Raw genomic sequence first — 15,108 nt, forward strand, 5'->3', positions numbered from 1 at the left:
ACATCGGCGTGAGTGCCAGTAACGCGTAAGCTGAATCGCTAATCTTCCCGCGCCAACTCTTTAAAGATATAAGCCAACAAATGAACAATCAGCAGCGCTTGAGCTGCGTACGACAGCACACCGGCTAAAATGCCCAACGATTCAAATCCTAAGGTGATCGCAAGTTCAGGGGCACTCAAGAAATACGAGGCGAGGAACAATAATCCGGCAATGCACAGACCTCGAAAGAGCTTCTTGTCTGCAGCGCGCAAAGAAAAGACACGTGGTTCGGCGTTTTGTGGGGTCATGAAGAGCCCTGCCCTATTGTTTTAGTTGTCATTTAAACATGGCAGTAAGCGCATAAAACGGCAATAAAACAAAAAGCATACTCCACATCGAGTGAAAAGTTACCTTTTGGCAACGCAAATGATACTGTTAGTCTAGGTAGGAGAATAGACAAACGAATCAATTGCGATATAAAAATGTTATTGTTCATCGACAACTTTAGGTAGAAACGGACCAAAAATGCTAAGCCACGACAGCTTAAACGAACTTGAAGCGATTGCGCGCAAAGCCGGCGATGCGATTATGAGGATTTATGATGCGCCGGATTTCGCCGAACGCATAAAGGTGCAGACCAAAGGCGATGATAGTCCGCTCACGCAAGCTGACCTCGCGGCGCACGAGATCATTAAAGCGGAACTGAAAAAGTTAAGTGATTCAACCTTAGCTGAACTACCGCAACTGTCTGAAGAATCAGCCAACATCGACTGGCAAGAGCGCCAGCAATGGCAGACATACTGGCTCATCGACCCGTTGGACGGAACCAAGGAATTTATTAAACGCAACGGTGAATTCACGGTGAATATTGCGTTGGTTCTTAACGGCCAACCGATTGCCGGCGTGGTTTACGCGCCAGCGACGCAAACCATGTATAGCGCCACTCAGCAACTCGGCGCCTTCAAAAATGGTCAACCTATCAAAGCGCGCCAAGACGCCAACGCCGAAACACTCAAAATCGTCGGCTCACGCTCGCATCCGTCGGCCGACACGCAGGCATACCTTGACCAGCTCGACAAACCTTACGAGATGGTGCCAATGGGGAGTTCGCTAAAACTCTGCTTGGTCGCTGAGAGCAAAGCGCACCTGTATCCGCGTTTAGGCCCGACGAGTGAGTGGGATACTGCTGCGGCGCATGCCGTGGCGCTGGCTGCTGGGGCAGAGGTTGTGACGACTGACGGAGAGCCGCTGACCTACAACCAGAAAGAGTCGTTGTTGAATCCGTATTTTATCGTGAAGTAGCCCGTAGTTTTACTACGGGTCCACCCACCCACGATTTCGATGAAAATAACAACCTGTTAAGTGTGCCCCGCAGCATCCCCCGCACTAGAAGTGCGGGCTACGACAAGGTAGAATCGCTAAGCACAACAAGGGGCACACATAAGAATGAACCATAACCTGACCCATCTGCAGCAGCTCGAAGCCGAAGCCATTCACATCATGCGTGAGGTGGTGGCCGAGTGCGAAAAGCCCGGCATGCTCTACTCGGTCGGTAAAGATAGTTCGGTGATGCTGCATCTCGCACGCAAGGCCTTTGCGCCAGGCAAGCTGCCCTTTCCATTGCTGCACGTTGACACCACGTGGAAGTTCCAAGAGATGATTGCCTTCCGCGACCGCATGGCGGCCAAGCACAAGTTTCAGTTATTAACGCACACCAACCCCGAAGGCCTGAAGCAGAACATCAGTCCATTCGAGCATGGCAGCGCCGTGCACACCGACATCATGAAAACCCAGGCGCTCAAGCAAGCGCTGAACGAGCATCAGTTTGATGCCGTGTTCGGTGGCGCCCGCAGAGACGAAGAAAAATCCCGCGCCAAAGAGCGGATTTTCAGTTTTCGTGACGAGCAGCACCGCTGGGACCCGCGCAACCAGCGCCCCGAGCTGTGGAACATCTACAACACCAAGCTCAAACCGAAGCAAAGCCTGCGGGTGTTCCCACTCAGTAATTGGACCGAGCTCGATATCTGGCAGTACATTTATCAAGAAAACATCGAAATTCCAGAGCTTTATTTCGCCAAAGAGCGCCCAGTCGTGGAGCGCAACGGCACTTTGATCATGGTCGACGATGACCGTCTTAAGCTTGAGCCAGGCGAACAACCGCAATACAAGATGGTGCGCTTCAGAACCCTTGGCTGCTACCCGCTGACCGGTGCCATTGAGTCAACTGCAACCACACTGCCAGAGATTATTCAGGAAATGTTGCTAACCCGAACCTCAGAGCGCCAAGGCCGTGTGATTGATCACGACAGCAGCGGCTCGATGGAAAAGAAAAAGATGGAGGGGTACTTCTAAACGAAGTGCCGAACAGCCATGAGCCATCAATCGCCTCTCATTGCCCAAGACATCGAACAGTACCTCAAGCAACACGAAAGTAAGCAGTTACTCCGCTTTATCACCTGCGGCAGCGTCGACGACGGCAAAAGCACACTCATCGGCCGACTATTACATGACAGTCAGTTGATCTATGAAGACCAACTGCAAGCGATCACCCAAAACGAAGAAGTAAACTTCGCTAATTTGGTCGACGGCTTGCAAGCCGAGCGCGAACAAGGCATCACCATTGACGTGGCCTACCGCTATTTCAGCACCGCCAAGCGCAAGTTCATTATTGCCGATACCCCAGGTCACGAGCAGTACACGCGCAACATGGCGACCGGCGCCAGCACTAGCGACTTAGCGATCATCCTTATCGATGCTGAAAAAGGCGTGCAAACACAGACGCGTCGCCATAGCTTCATTGTCAGCTTGCTCGGCATTAAGCATGTGATCGTTGCCGTTAATAAAATGGACAGCGTCGACTTCAGCCAAGAACGCTACAAAGCTATTCAGCAAGAGTACATTGAGCTAGCCGGTTTATTGACGATTCCGGACATCCATTTCGTGCCAATCAGTGCGCTTAACGGCGACAATGTTGTAAACAAAAGCGCCAATACGCCGTGGTTCCGCGGTCGCACCTTAATGCAATACCTTGAAACCCTAGAAATTCAGCAGGCGCAGCAAAAAGCCTTCCGCTTGCCAGTGCAATGGGTGAACCGCCCCAACGCACAGTTTCGCGGCTATGCCGGAAACATCGCCTCGGGCGCAGTACAGCCAGGCGACACCATTCGCGTGCTGCCCTCGGGCAAAGTCACCACAGTGAAAAGTATCGAGACCTTCGACGGTGCATTAGAGCGTGCGCAGGCGCCGCAAGCGGTCACGTTAACCCTCAACGACGACATCGATATCAGCCGCGGCAATATGATCGTCGAGAAAGACGCCCTGCCCCAAATGTCACGGCGATTGCGCGCCAAACTGGTTTGGTTGCATGAGGACGCGCTGCAACCGCAGCGGGAATATCTGCTGAAGATGAACACCCAGACCACCACCGCGCAGTGTGAGAAGGTACGCTATCGCATCGATATCAATACGCTCAAAGAAGTTGAAGACAACCAGCTTGGTTTGAACGAGATCGGCATGATTGACCTGCAGGCAACGCAGCCGCTGGTGTTTGATAGTTACCAACAAAACCGTGCCACCGGCGCGTTCACTCTGATCGACAAGCTTACGCAAGCGACGGTGGCAGCGGGTATGGTCACCCAGGCGCTGAATGATAGCATTGAAGCGCGCTCGCCTCGGGTGGGCCCGGTTACTTGGCAGACGACCACCGTCAGCGCTGCAGAGCGCGCGGCGTTGAAACAACAGAAACCGGTGGTGTTGTGGTTTACTGGGCTTTCGGGCGCGGGCAAGTCAGCCATTGCCAATGCAGTCGAAAAGCGATTACTGGAAATGCACAAACACACCTACCTGCTCGACGGCGACAACGTGCGCCACGGCCTCAATACAGGGCTGACCTTCAGTGAGGCCGATCGCATCGAAAACATCCGCCGCATTGGTGAAGTTGCCAAGCTGATGGTCGACGCTGGCTTGATTGTGTTGACTGCATTTATTTCGCCACTACGTGCGAACCGGGAATTCGTGCGCTCGCGACTTGCCCAAGACGAATTTATTGAGATTTTTGTCGATACGCCGCTCGAGGTGTGTGAACAACGCGACCCGAAAGGCCTCTACGCCAAAGCCCGCCAAGGCGAAATTGCCAACTTTACCGGCATTAGCTCACCTTACGAGCCGCCTGAAGCGCCGGAGCTGACGCTCGACACCACGGCATTGAGCATCGACGAAGCCGCCGACAAAGTCATCGCCTATTTGGCAACACGTAGCCCGTAGTTCTACTACGGGTCAAACCTGCCACCACCGCCATACCCTGAACAACCACCCACGTGTGCCCCGCAGCTTCCCCCGCAGTAAAACTGCGGGCTACTGTTATTGAAGCGTTAGCGTTATGATAGGCGCTACGGACGAATTGGACGAAGAGAATGAAGAAGCTCAGCCTAAAAGCTTTAGAAGCTTTCCAAACAGTATTTCGCACCGGCTCAACAACAGCTGCTGCCACTCAATTACAATTAACGCAGCCTGCGGTTAGCCGGTTACTCGCGAGTTTTGAGGAGTATGTCGGCTTTGCGTTGTTTTATAGAGAGCATGGGCGTCTGATCCCCACTGAAGAGGCGCATGCGCTAAGTAACGAAGCAGAGGTTGCACTGGGTAGCGTCGAGCGTTTGGGGCAACTGGCCCAAAATATTAAAAACACCAGTATCGGTTCGTTAAAAGTGGTGGCCCCAGTAAGTTTTGTCGCAGGCCTATTAGCCGACGTTGTTGCCGAATTTATGCGTTTACACCCCAATGTGACGATCAACCTCGACTCTCGCAGTCCTGACTCAACCCGCGAACTAGTAGCGCATCGCGCTTTTGATTGTGGGTTTATTCAATTGCCTGAGCGCCATCCAGGAATCAATGCCACCCCACTCTTTCAAAGCCAGATGATGTGCGTGCTCAACCGTAACCACAAACTCGCACAAGAGCCACAGCTCACCCCCAGCAATCTAGCCCAAGAACACCTTATATTGCTAGGCAAAGGGCGCACTTCACGCGGGCAAATAGAACAGGCCTTTCGTGATCACAACTTGTCACTAAGACCAAAAATCGATACGCATAATGTGGCCACGGCTTGTGCCTTTGCTAGGCGGGGCCTTGGCATCGCCATTGTGAACGGCGCGCTGGCACAACAATATCTAAATCAAGAGCTTATTTTACGACCGTTTGCCCCCACTATTCCCATCGAGTACGGCTTTATTACGTCCAAGCACGCACCTATGTCACTGCTTACGCAGCGCTTTATGGAGCACTGCCAACAAGCAATGACGGTGAGTGCAAGTCGAAGTATTCATATATAACAAAACCGCATAGCTGAATGACAAAAACAGATAACATTGCATAGCAATTTAAGTATTTGGTAGCTTGCCTGCGTCGTAACAAAATAACTTATAACGCATTGCGGAGACGCATTATGAACAACCCTATTTTTATGAAGACGCTCGTAGCAAGCGGCATTACCCTCGCATTATCGGCGGCGTTAAGCGCGCCAGCGCAAGCACAAGAGCAAACCGAGCCAACGGCGGAACAGACACAAGTACAAGAAAAAATCACCGTTACAGGTTCGCGGATTGCCCGCCGCGAAGAATCCGGCGCACCTGTACAAGTAGTCGACCAAGAAGACCTGGAAATTCGTGGCGCACTTAGCTTAGGTGAAGTATTGCAGGAGCTGCCGTCAGTCGGCGCCAGTTTAAATGGAAACGGCTCAGCCGGTACGTCACATGGTTCGAGCACAATCAACCTTCGCAACCTCGGTGAAAACCGTGCGTTAGTGCTGGTTAATGGTAACCGTTGGGTTAATGGTGCCGGTACCCGTGGTTTTCGTGACTTTGTTGATCTCAACACTATACCAAGCGCTATTGTGAAGAGCGTCGAGGTACTCCAAGACGGTGCGACGGCCATCTATGGTGCCGACGCCATCGCCGGCGTCGTCAATATCCAAACCTACAAAGACTATGTAGGGACGCAAGCAAAAGCTTATTACGGGCAAGCCAGCGAAGGCGATCGTGAATCTGTCAACTTTGACTTTCTTCATGGCAGCGACTTTGGCGCCAACAATCTAATGATTGCGATCAGCTATACCGATCAACAACCTATCTATAGCCAAGATCGTGCTCTCACTCGCGTCCCCTTGAACGGCCTTACCACCGGTACCACCGAAGGGATCTTCCTTGAATCGGATCTTGCCTATTTGCCCTATTACGAGAACGGCGGCATCACCCGTGATCCAAACACCGATGGCAGCAACCCTGATAACTGGCGCGCCGCGACAAGCTCTGATGAATACAACCGTTGGGACAACAACTACGTAGTGGGTCCACTCGAGCGCAGCGCGGTATATGCGCAGTGGGTACAACCGTTTCAAGATGTCACCATGCGCATTGAAGCGCTTTATAATAACCGCAAATCCGATCAGCAATTTAGTCCCGCACCGCCCGTTATTCGGGGCAGCCGCGGCTTCATGATTGCCAACGACGCGCGCGTTAATCCGTTTGGCGTTGAGTTCTCTGGCAGCGACTTTCGAGTGTTGAACTTCTTCGACGAGGTAGGGCCGCGCGTCAACTCACAAGACGTAGACACCATGCGCTTTGGTATTGGTTTTGACGGTTATCTCGGCGCTACTTGGAGCTGGGACGCATTCGCTAGCTACGCCAGCAACGAAGCGACCTTCGTCAGTAATAACCAGCTCGATCTCGACCGCTTAGCGCTGGGATTACGCGCCTGTGACACCACGGGTATTGCCGCTGATGTCAGTGATTTAGCAGCCAACTGCACACCCGTGAACCTCTTCAACCCACTGACAGCCGACATGGTCGATTACATTCGTTTTCAAGGGCATGACCAAAACGAATCCAAGCAAACCCACGCGCGCATCAACTTTAGCGGTCCGGTAGCCGAGCTCGATGCCGGTGAAATTTTGGTTGCGACCGGTTTTGAATACCGTAAAGAACAAGGCGTTGATAACCCAGATGCGCGTATTAGCGCTGATCCACGGGTCAACAGTTATCGTGCAACTACTTCGTCACCACGTGAAGGCACCCGCGGCGAATACGACCTATACGAAGCCTATGCTGAAGCCACGATCCCGCTCTTAACCAATGCTGCGCTGGCAAAAGATCTTGAACTGAACCTAGCCGCGCGGTTTAGCGACTACTCCACCTTTGGCAGTACCACCAATACCAAAGTGGGCGTGCTCTGGCGCGTGAACGACGATCTGATGTTCCGCAGCAACTGGGCTGAAGGCTTCCGTGCGCCAAGCATTCTGGAGTTATTCGAAGGCCAGCGCGCAACATTTGCACCGGTCATCGACCCATGCTCCGGCGGTAGTAACTTACCCGGCTGTCAAGGCGTAGCAAGCAGTTACGTACAGACCGACTCGCTCCAGCCAGTTACAGTAGGCGGTAACCCCGATCTGCAACCGGAAACTTCAGATAACTTCAATATCGGCATGGTGTGGAGCCCTGCAGCGATAGAAGGCTTCAGCTTAAGTTTGGACTACTATGATATTGAAGTGAGCGACACTATTAGCACGTTCGGTGCGCAAAACTTACTCGACCTATGCGCCAATACTGGTCGTAACTGCGGCGTCATCACGCGTAATAGCAACGGTGAACTGGTAAACATCGTCGATGGTCCAGTGAACCTTAACCGCACCGCTACCAGTGGTGCTGACCTGCTCGCTAGCTATCGTTTTGACAATCACTATGGACGCTTCGACATGACTTTGAACATGTCCTATTTGAGTGAGTTTGAGCAAGCAAGCACACTGGCTGATGGCTCGGAAAATGTCGAAGACCTCGTAGGCATTGCGCGTTCACGTGAAGCGTTCCCTGAACTGCGCAGTAACTTCCAAGTGCAGTGGCAGCGTGATGACTGGAGCGCAACCTATAGCGCACGCCACATTGGTGATACCACTGAAACCTACAAAGGTGAGGACTATCACATTGGCACCGTGGTCTATCACTCAGCTTCGGCCGGTTATGACTTCGGCAATGGTTTGCGAGCTAAGTTCGGCGTCAATAACATTGGTGATAAACAACCACCAGCGAGTCGTACCAACTTGAATATCAACTTTGATATCAATACGTACAACGCAATTGGTCGCTTCTACTACACCCAATTGACTTATAACTTTTAAGGAGTCACAGGTGTCAAACGAACAAGCATTTACCATGTGGTTGCCCCCAACGGGGCAATCACAGCCGTTGGTATTCGATTCACCGCATAGCAGCTGTCGGTTTCCATCACATCCACTACTCGCCGCCACCGAAGCGCAACTGAAAACCGGTTGGGACGCCTACGTCGACGAGCTATGGCAACCGAGTGTGGCGCGTGGCGCCAGCCTAATTGCGGCCAACTTTTCACGCATGTTCATTGATCCTAATCGGGCGGCGACAGATATTGACGCGGCGCTCTTGGCTGAGGCTTGGCCCGAAGATTTACAGCCAACGCCGTATAGCGATCGCGGGATGGGCTTGATCCGGCGCTTTGCCTTACCCGGCGTGCCAATGTATGCAGGACGATTAAGTGTTACCGATGTACAAGAGCGCATTAGTGCGTATTATCAGCCGTACCACGAGGCCCTTGCTACGCGCTTAGATACCCTTAAAGCGCAATTTGGTAGCGTTTGGCATGTTGATTGTCACTCCATGAAGTCGACCGGTAATGCCATGAACATAGATGCGGGCATCGCCCGCCCTGACGTGGTGATCAGCGATGCCAATGGCACTTCGGCGTCGCGCGAGTTCAGTTCGGTGGTGATCAACGAGTTTCAGCGTCTTGGCTTGCGCGCCGCATTGAACCACCCCTATCAAGGTGGCCACATTGTGCGCCACTATGGCTTACCCTCGGCCGGAATGCATAGTATTCAGATCGAGTTAAATCGTGCGCTTTATATGAACGAGGCGACCTTTGAAAAATCAGCGAACTTTGCGCAGTTGCAGCAGGACTTGGCGCAAGTAACGGAGACGATTCTTGAGTACATCAAAGCAAACACGTAATCCACTAGTCGTGCTGTTTGGCATTTTGCTCTTGGCCGGCCTGCTTACTTATTTGGTTGACTCGGGCAGCTATGAACGCGAAGGTCGTCTCGTCTTGCCTGGCAGCTATACGGTGCTTGATAAAGATGCCAGCGTCAGTAATCTTTGGCGCGTATCCCCTGTCGCCGACGGCGCCGCTCCCGTGAGTATGGCTGAGCTGTTTCTAGCCATTCCAGAGGGCTTAGAGCGCGGTGCTGGCTTAATCTTCATGGTACTGGTGATTGGCGGTATGTTTGGCATCTTAAAGCAAGCTGGGGCAGTCGATGCCGGTCTGGAGCGGCTATTGAGCTCAGTGCGGGGTAATGTATACGTGCTGGTGCCAACACTGATGGTAGTGTTCGCCGCCGGCAGTACCTTTTTGGGTCTAGCGTCTGAATATTTATTGATTATTCCACTGATGGTGGCCATGGCCGAGCGTTTGGGCATGACACGGATCATCGGCTTGGGCATTGTGACCGTTGCGGTAAAAGCCGGCTATTTAAGTTCGGTCACCAACCCACTACCACTGACCATCGCGCAACCCTTAGTGGGAGTACCTATTTTTAGCGGCGCCGGGCTGCGTTTTGTATTTTTCTGTATCTTCACTCTGGTTGGCATCGGATTTATGCTGCTGGTCATTCATCGCTACAGTAAACACCATGCGGTACGCGAAGAAACCGTTATAAGCTTTGACGCCAAGCCTTTGTCAGCACGTCATACCTGCATGTGGTTGGTATTATTAAGTGGCATTGGTTTTCTGGTCTATGCATCGAATACCTGGCAGTGGAACAAAGAAGAGCTGACTGCGTTTTATCTGTTTCTGAGTGTGATTTTAGCTTTTATCAGCGGCCTAGGCCTAAGCGGCGCCGCCGATGCTTTCGTTGCGGGCATGAAAAAGATTTTGTTGGCGAGTTTTTTAATTGGCGTCGCCTTTGCTATTGCAGTAACGCTGGAACGCGGGCAAATTCTCGACAGCGTGATCTTTGGCCTCACCAGTATTATCGGTGAAAATAATTCCTGGCTAGCCGCCCAAGGCATGTTGCTGTCACAGCTGAGTTTGGACTTTTTGATCCCATCAACCTCAGGGCAAGCTGCGGTCTCGATGCCGATTTTAGGTCCCTTAGGCCAAATTGCCGGGGTCGGCCCACAAACAACCGTATTGGCGTTTTTATTTGGTAATGGCATCACCAACATGATCACCCCCACATCAGGAACCTTGCTGGCATACTTAGCCACCGCGCAAGTTCCCTGGACCCAATGGGCGAAGTTTATCTTGCCTCTGTGTGTGGTGTTCATTGGCTTGGCAATGCTAATGCTTACGTACGCGGTAAGCCTTGGGGTGTAGTCAAAGCCTATTTATCGACGCATTCCTGATACCCGCGAGGCGTTCACTTTTAGCGTCAATGAAATAAGCGGTGAGTACCTACTGGTGTCGAAGCGTAATACCGATACATCTGGTTTTCGAGTCAGTTTTGACTCTGAGCTTGAGTCCGAAGGTTATTTTAAGGCACCAACTATTAAGATCTTAATCTACACTGGTGAGCGCGACGCGGTTGCCACACTGATGCTTAACTTAGCAGAGCAGGAAGCTGTGCTGGTCGAAAACCGCGCCTATTCAATGGCACCATTTCTACTTGAACTTATTGCTAATGACAAGCAATCGAATGAAATAGTCGCCTCTTGCTTGAGACGGTATTCGAATGATGATTATGTTTGTGTGAAGCCTGCGTCGCTGCGTTAGATTGCGAGAATAGGTATTACGAAGTTCGGAGTTGCAATAATAAAAAAGCAGTACCCACAAAACAGATACCGCTACACTCTGAAAAATTCCCCCGCAGTAGAACTGCGGGCTCCCCTTGATTTCACCACTTTCGCCCAAAGGTAATAAAGAGCACGCAAATTCAATCAACGAGATAAGCGAGGTTCTAAATGCGAGTTGCAGTGGTAGGAGCCAATGGAAAAATAGGTCAACAGCTGGTAGAGCTGTTGCACAATGATGCCGAGCATGAGGCCGTGGCGCTGGTGCGCAAAGAAGCGCAGCAAAAACAGTGGCAGGATAAAGGTGTGGAAACACGCCTAACAGATTTAGAAGGCTCAGTGGCGCAGCTGGCCGATGCATTCGCAGGTGTTGACGCCATCGCCTTTACCGCAGGTTCAGGTGGTAATAGCGGTGATGACAAGACCTTGCTGGTCGATCTCGACGGCGCCGTGAAAACCATGGAAGCCGCGCAAGCTGCAGGCATCAAACGCTTTGTAATGGTCAGCGCCTGGCAGGCCAACAATCGCGAGAACTGGGCGGACGAACTCAAGCCCTACTACGCCGCCAAACATTACGCCGACCGCGAACTGATGCGCAGCGGCTTGGAGTGGACCATCGTCCGACCAGGTGCGCTCACCGACGACAAAGGCAGCGGCCGCGTCGACATTGGCGAGCATCTGCCCGCCGGCAAGATACCACGCGAAGATGTCGCGCATGTGCTGCTCGGCTGTCTGACAACTGATGGTATGGTGGGTAAGGCGTTTGATGTGATAAGCGCCTACGAGTAGCCCGTGGTTCTACCACGGGCCCACCCCGCCACCACCTCGGTGGCTTTAATAATTACCCGAGTGAGTCCCAATGCGTAACCCGCACTACAAGTGCGGGCTACTTTTTATGCTGGGCAGCTTCCGTTATCGGCCATCCGAGCCGTGTGGTGTGGTCGAAGGTAAAGCAATGCTCAGTCGGATTATTATGACAAGCACCGATCACGACATGTGAGGATTTAAAATGGGGCTTACGTAGGCGAATCACACCACCGCACACTGGGCACGAAGAACCAGCGCTGATGACTTCTAATGTTGGGGCATTATCGAGGTTAGTTTTCATTACTACCACTGACTGCGGTGCAGAAATTCTTGCTAGCGCATCATGTGTCAGCGCAATACGATGTGTCATGAAGCGGTCAAATGCGCGTAGCCAACGTAGCGCAAAGTAACCAATCAGCAGGTAGGCAGCAAGCCCCATCAATGAGTTCGTAGACATAACGCTCAACGCTGCCTCGACTAGAAAAACCCCTACCGCAAAATAGCCCATAATCAAAAGCCACAGCACTATGCCAGCTATTATCATAGGCCCGGTGCGCAAGCGCAGCCCCGATATAAATCCAAACAAACGCCATAATTCATGTTTTTCTTCAAATGTATAGCGTATTGCGCCTGGAGGTATCTCGTTTGCGCGGGGAATATCCCCCTCGGGAGTTTCGACAGCACTGAACTTCGCAACATTGATTCGCTCAGATTTATCTAGTGACACCTTTGGAATGAACGCAAAGTCGCTGTCGATGGCAAACTCTCGTAAGCCGTCATAAAACTGCTCTAGCTTTTCTTCAAATTTTGAGAATGCTTTACCGTGCGCGGAGTTGCTTTCAGACTTTGCCACTTCGTCGACGACGTCCGTTAGGTTAAAAGCCAACTTCTCTCCGTCAGAGTCAATAACCTGCTGACTCATACTGTGAAGCAATTGATGAAATGCTTGTGTGGGCTTTTTGTTCTTTTTCAGCGCTTCAACCCATTCCTTCGCACAGCGCGCAGCAATTATAAGCCTTTGTTTTTCCATGGCGATTCTCTGAGATTCTCTGTGTTTCGCTAACTTTTCTTCAGTTTCTGCGGTTATCTGGTTCCCGTCAATACGACATTTATTAACACGAGGAAGCAGATATGAAATACCCACTCATCCCATTTGCCATTCACAAGTTCTCAGGACGCTGGCTAGAGGTGACAGAGGTAGAGCAAGGACTTGAATGCGACTGTATGTGTTCCGGTTGTTTTGGCGACTTGATAGCCGACCAAGAACAGCCAAAGTACTGGCACTTTGCTCATACCTCCGATGATGCCGAGCAATGTTGTTATTACGCATTCGCAGAGTCGCTTTATGGCGTCATTCATCAGCTGCTGAATCAGCTCAGTGAGTTCATGACGCCCAGCTCGGCGTTACTTTGTAATCGCCCTGTCGCAATTGACGCCATTGAAGCTGGCGTTGAATTTGACGAGTACCAAGTAGATTTCGTCATTCATACCGAAGACACGCAAATTGCTGTTGTCATGACCCACACTCGGCGTCCGTTCCGCCAGGACTTACTCACTGCAATTCCGAAAACATACCCAGTTTTAGAGTTGATATTGAGCGAGTACAACGAGGAGTTCAGAAATACCGAACCGGAAAACTACCGAACTCGTTTACTTCATTTACTCAGCCAATCGATAACCGCAAAAGCTTGGCGGCGCATCCCAGAAAAATGCGAGTTCCCGCTGCGACCGCAATTCGACTACCACTGCATCGGTTGTGGTTCGCGTTGGCAAAGTCATGCCTGCGCGCACATGTGCGAGACCTGTCGGAGCCCTCTGCTTGCGTTACAGGAGCCATCGTCATGATGATTTATGGTATAGCTAAAGAAAGTAGGGAACGTGTTCACGTTACTGAGGCAGTCAACGGCGGTGATTTTATTTGTGCACTTTGTCGTACAAAGGTCATCGTCGTGAGACGAAATAACGAGCCCCATCACTTTCGTCACCATTCTGGGACGCGTCAAGCAGGAGGTGGCGGTAAAACCCGCCTCCACGAGGACGCCATAGATAAGATTAAAGAATTGGGTGAATTAAAGTTACCTAACGGAGAGATTATACGCTTCGATAAGGTTGACACTGGTGCTCGTCTAGGAAGAGACGTAGTTCCTGATGCAATAGGCTATGTCAACGAGCGCGCCTATGCGATTGAGATTTATGTCACGCACCGTGTCGACGAGGAAAAGATTGCGAAATTGGAGCAACACAACGTGGATACCGTTGAAGTTGATTTGAGTCATTGGTACCGCGCGTGTCCCTCTTTCTCAAGCCCCATCGGACTGGAAGAGCTGCTAGTAAAGTATGCACCTCGGAGGTGGATTGTGCGGCGGCGGAGGTTTCCGCGTTTACAACGATGGTGGACACGAGTGACAAATAGAGTCTTAAGGAACACTAGAGCCAAAACCGGTAACTACCGAGCTCCGAAGCAGCTGCATCTTGGAATATAGCCTCGGCATTAAGCTCGACGTCAGAATGATACTTCAAAACGAACTCGGCACTTAGCGCAAATAGTTTTTGTGCACTTATTGTAACTCTCCGTTGAACACACACTAGCAATATGGGTCTCACACTGGTTCCGGCCCCACTGGCAAGAAGACCTTAGGCTCTATACCCAAAGCAAAACAGAAGTCTGAAAGCGAACCTAATGTCATGTTGCGGGAGCCACTCAAGACCTGCGTCACATAAGCCCGAGATTTTCCTAAACGACGAGCTAACTCCGACTTTGAAACGCCCTTATCTTCGAGAATCACTAGGAGATCCTCCGTAACGGTGTAAATCAGGCTCTCACGCGCATATAAGCGCTGTTCTGCGTTGCTCATCTATGCTCTCCCTATAGGCGATAACGTGATCAAGTAGCTGTTGCGAAGTACTCACAACACACCTGTTAACATATATGTTAGCGGAGCGATATTATCAAGGTCTCTGTTCAAAATTGCAACTTCCTTTTGCTTAAGGTCCACTGACCTAAGGTGTCAGCACGGTCATAAATGGTCAAGACAACGAACTAAAATAACTCACGCCTGCGTCAGCTATTACTTCAGCAGCGCCCCGCGCACTAAATATTGAATTACTGCCGCGAACAAGATAAACCCGGCAACCATATTCAAGAACCCACGAATCAATTCGAACATGGGTTGCAGCGTTTCGGCGGTGATAGTGTCTGGCGATGACTCGTCGGGCGATACGAAGAGCTGGAAGAAAAAACCTGAGGCCCAAATGGCAATCGCCAAGAGTACGCCGGACACCAAAGCTTCAGCTGGTGGCTTGTTCAACAATAGCGTGAGAAGATCTTTGTTACGTCGAGCCATGAGCAACACCTCGAAAAAAAGCGGTACCCGCTGACGTCACCGTCAAAAACAGATACGACTTCATTCTGAAAATTGGAGTCAATGTTATAAAGCAACCATGCCAGCGAACGCAGCGTTTAGGATTCAGCTTATGACAAGGCTGGCTCTATTCGTCTGAGGTTAGCTCTGAAAATATA

Annotated in this window: 15 protein-coding genes; 11 read left to right on the top strand and 4 right to left on the bottom strand. The window is 51.3% G+C overall.

Annotated elements, in window-relative coordinates; all coding sequences use genetic code 11:
• Positions 1–38 precede the first annotated feature (38 nt).
• Positions 39–287 (bottom strand): hypothetical protein, encoded by a 249-nt coding sequence (locus tag CWE21_RS10555; protein WP_126834409.1) that lies wholly within the window; start codon positions 285–287, stop codon positions 39–41.
• A 217-nt stretch (positions 288–504) separates the two neighbouring features.
• On the opposite strand from CWE21_RS10555, the gene cysQ reads away from it, so the two are divergent.
• The 9 genes from cysQ to CWE21_RS10600 all read left to right on the top strand — a co-directional run bounded on the left by cysQ (position 505) and on the right by CWE21_RS10600 (position 11,570).
• Positions 505–1,281, top strand: a complete 777-nt coding sequence (cysQ, locus tag CWE21_RS10560; protein WP_126834410.1) for a 3'(2'),5'-bisphosphate nucleotidase CysQ — start codon at positions 505–507, stop codon at positions 1,279–1,281.
• A gap of 138 nt (positions 1,282–1,419) precedes the next feature.
• A complete protein-coding gene (gene cysD, locus CWE21_RS10565) occupies positions 1,420–2,331 on the top strand; it encodes a sulfate adenylyltransferase subunit CysD (RefSeq protein WP_338068223.1) in 912 nt (303 codons plus the stop codon).
• Between the two features lie 18 nt (positions 2,332–2,349).
• Entirely contained in the window at positions 2,350–4,242 is a 1,893-nt protein-coding gene (gene cysN, locus CWE21_RS10570; protein WP_126834412.1) for a sulfate adenylyltransferase subunit CysN, read from the top strand.
• A gap of 149 nt (positions 4,243–4,391) precedes the next feature.
• A complete protein-coding gene (locus CWE21_RS10575) occupies positions 4,392–5,306 on the top strand; it encodes a LysR family transcriptional regulator (RefSeq protein WP_126834413.1) in 915 nt (304 codons plus the stop codon).
• 113 nt (positions 5,307–5,419) lie between these two features.
• Positions 5,420–8,143 (top strand): TonB-dependent receptor, encoded by a 2,724-nt coding sequence (locus CWE21_RS10580; RefSeq protein ID WP_126834414.1) that lies wholly within the window; start codon positions 5,420–5,422, stop codon positions 8,141–8,143.
• Between the two features lie 10 nt (positions 8,144–8,153).
• The gene (locus CWE21_RS10585) at positions 8,154–9,005 is read left to right on the top strand and encodes an N-formylglutamate amidohydrolase (RefSeq protein WP_241970283.1); all 852 of its coding nucleotides are present in this window, start codon (positions 8,154–8,156) and stop codon (positions 9,003–9,005) included.
• Complete coding sequence (locus CWE21_RS10590; protein ID WP_126834415.1) at positions 8,980–10,368, top strand: YfcC family protein; 1,389 nt, start codon at positions 8,980–8,982, stop codon at positions 10,366–10,368. Before CWE21_RS10585 ends, CWE21_RS10590 begins: the two co-directional genes overlap by 26 nt.
• A gap of 84 nt (positions 10,369–10,452) precedes the next feature.
• Positions 10,453–10,764 carry a hypothetical protein gene (locus tag CWE21_RS10595; RefSeq protein WP_126834416.1) on the top strand — a complete coding sequence of 104 codons (312 nt, stop codon included), beginning with the start codon at positions 10,453–10,455 and terminating at the stop codon, positions 10,762–10,764.
• A 188-nt stretch (positions 10,765–10,952) separates the two neighbouring features.
• On the top strand, positions 10,953–11,570 hold the full coding sequence (locus CWE21_RS10600; protein ID WP_126834417.1) for an SDR family oxidoreductase: 618 nt from the start codon (positions 10,953–10,955) through the stop codon (positions 11,568–11,570).
• Between the two features lie 97 nt (positions 11,571–11,667).
• Here the strand turns inward: CWE21_RS10600 and CWE21_RS10605 are convergent, their stop codons facing one another.
• The gene (locus tag CWE21_RS10605) at positions 11,668–12,732 is read right to left on the bottom strand and encodes a hypothetical protein (RefSeq protein ID WP_126834418.1); all 1,065 of its coding nucleotides are present in this window, start codon (positions 12,730–12,732) and stop codon (positions 11,668–11,670) included.
• Between CWE21_RS10605 and CWE21_RS10610 the strand changes: the two genes are divergently transcribed.
• Positions 12,720–13,433, top strand: coding sequence for a hypothetical protein (locus CWE21_RS10610; RefSeq protein WP_126834419.1), 714 nt, complete (start codon positions 12,720–12,722; stop codon positions 13,431–13,433). The genes CWE21_RS10605 and CWE21_RS10610 overlap by 13 nt on opposite strands.
• The gene (locus tag CWE21_RS13430; RefSeq protein WP_198675112.1) at positions 13,430–14,071 is read left to right on the top strand and encodes a hypothetical protein; all 642 of its coding nucleotides are present in this window, start codon (positions 13,430–13,432) and stop codon (positions 14,069–14,071) included. The genes CWE21_RS10610 and CWE21_RS13430 overlap by 4 nt, the downstream gene beginning before the upstream one ends.
• 117 nt (positions 14,072–14,188) lie before the next feature.
• Here the strand turns inward: CWE21_RS13430 and CWE21_RS10615 are convergent, their stop codons facing one another.
• Positions 14,189–14,443 (bottom strand): helix-turn-helix transcriptional regulator, encoded by a 255-nt coding sequence (locus CWE21_RS10615; RefSeq protein ID WP_126834420.1) that lies wholly within the window; start codon positions 14,441–14,443, stop codon positions 14,189–14,191.
• A gap of 213 nt (positions 14,444–14,656) precedes the next feature.
• Entirely contained in the window at positions 14,657–14,932 is a 276-nt protein-coding gene (locus tag CWE21_RS10620) for a hypothetical protein (RefSeq protein WP_126834421.1), read from the bottom strand.
• Positions 14,933–15,108 lie beyond the last annotated feature (176 nt).

The sequence above is a fragment of the Pseudidiomarina aquimaris genome (genome assembly GCF_003987395.1).
In the GTDB taxonomy this organism is placed as follows: Bacteria; Pseudomonadota; Gammaproteobacteria; order Enterobacterales; family Alteromonadaceae; genus Pseudidiomarina; species Pseudidiomarina aquimaris.

Coding starts and splice junctions, on each gene's coding strand:
- CWE21_RS10555 (WP_126834409.1), bottom strand. CDS start 287: ATGACCCCACAAAACGCCGAACCACGTGTCTTTTCTTTGCGCGCTGCA.
- cysQ (WP_126834410.1), top strand. CDS start 505: ATGCTAAGCCACGACAGCTTAAACGAACTTGAAGCGATTGCGCGCAAA.
- cysN (WP_126834412.1), top strand. CDS start 2,350: ATGAGCCATCAATCGCCTCTCATTGCCCAAGACATCGAACAGTACCTC.
- CWE21_RS10575 (WP_126834413.1), top strand. CDS start 4,392: ATGAAGAAGCTCAGCCTAAAAGCTTTAGAAGCTTTCCAAACAGTATTT.
- CWE21_RS10580 (WP_126834414.1), top strand. CDS start 5,420: ATGAACAACCCTATTTTTATGAAGACGCTCGTAGCAAGCGGCATTACC.
- CWE21_RS10600 (WP_126834417.1), top strand. CDS start 10,953: ATGCGAGTTGCAGTGGTAGGAGCCAATGGAAAAATAGGTCAACAGCTG.
- CWE21_RS10610 (WP_126834419.1), top strand. CDS start 12,720: ATGAAATACCCACTCATCCCATTTGCCATTCACAAGTTCTCAGGACGC.
- CWE21_RS13430 (WP_198675112.1), top strand. CDS start 13,430: ATGATGATTTATGGTATAGCTAAAGAAAGTAGGGAACGTGTTCACGTT.
- CWE21_RS10615 (WP_126834420.1), bottom strand. CDS start 14,443: ATGAGCAACGCAGAACAGCGCTTATATGCGCGTGAGAGCCTGATTTAC.
- CWE21_RS10620 (WP_126834421.1), bottom strand. CDS start 14,932: ATGGCTCGACGTAACAAAGATCTTCTCACGCTATTGTTGAACAAGCCA.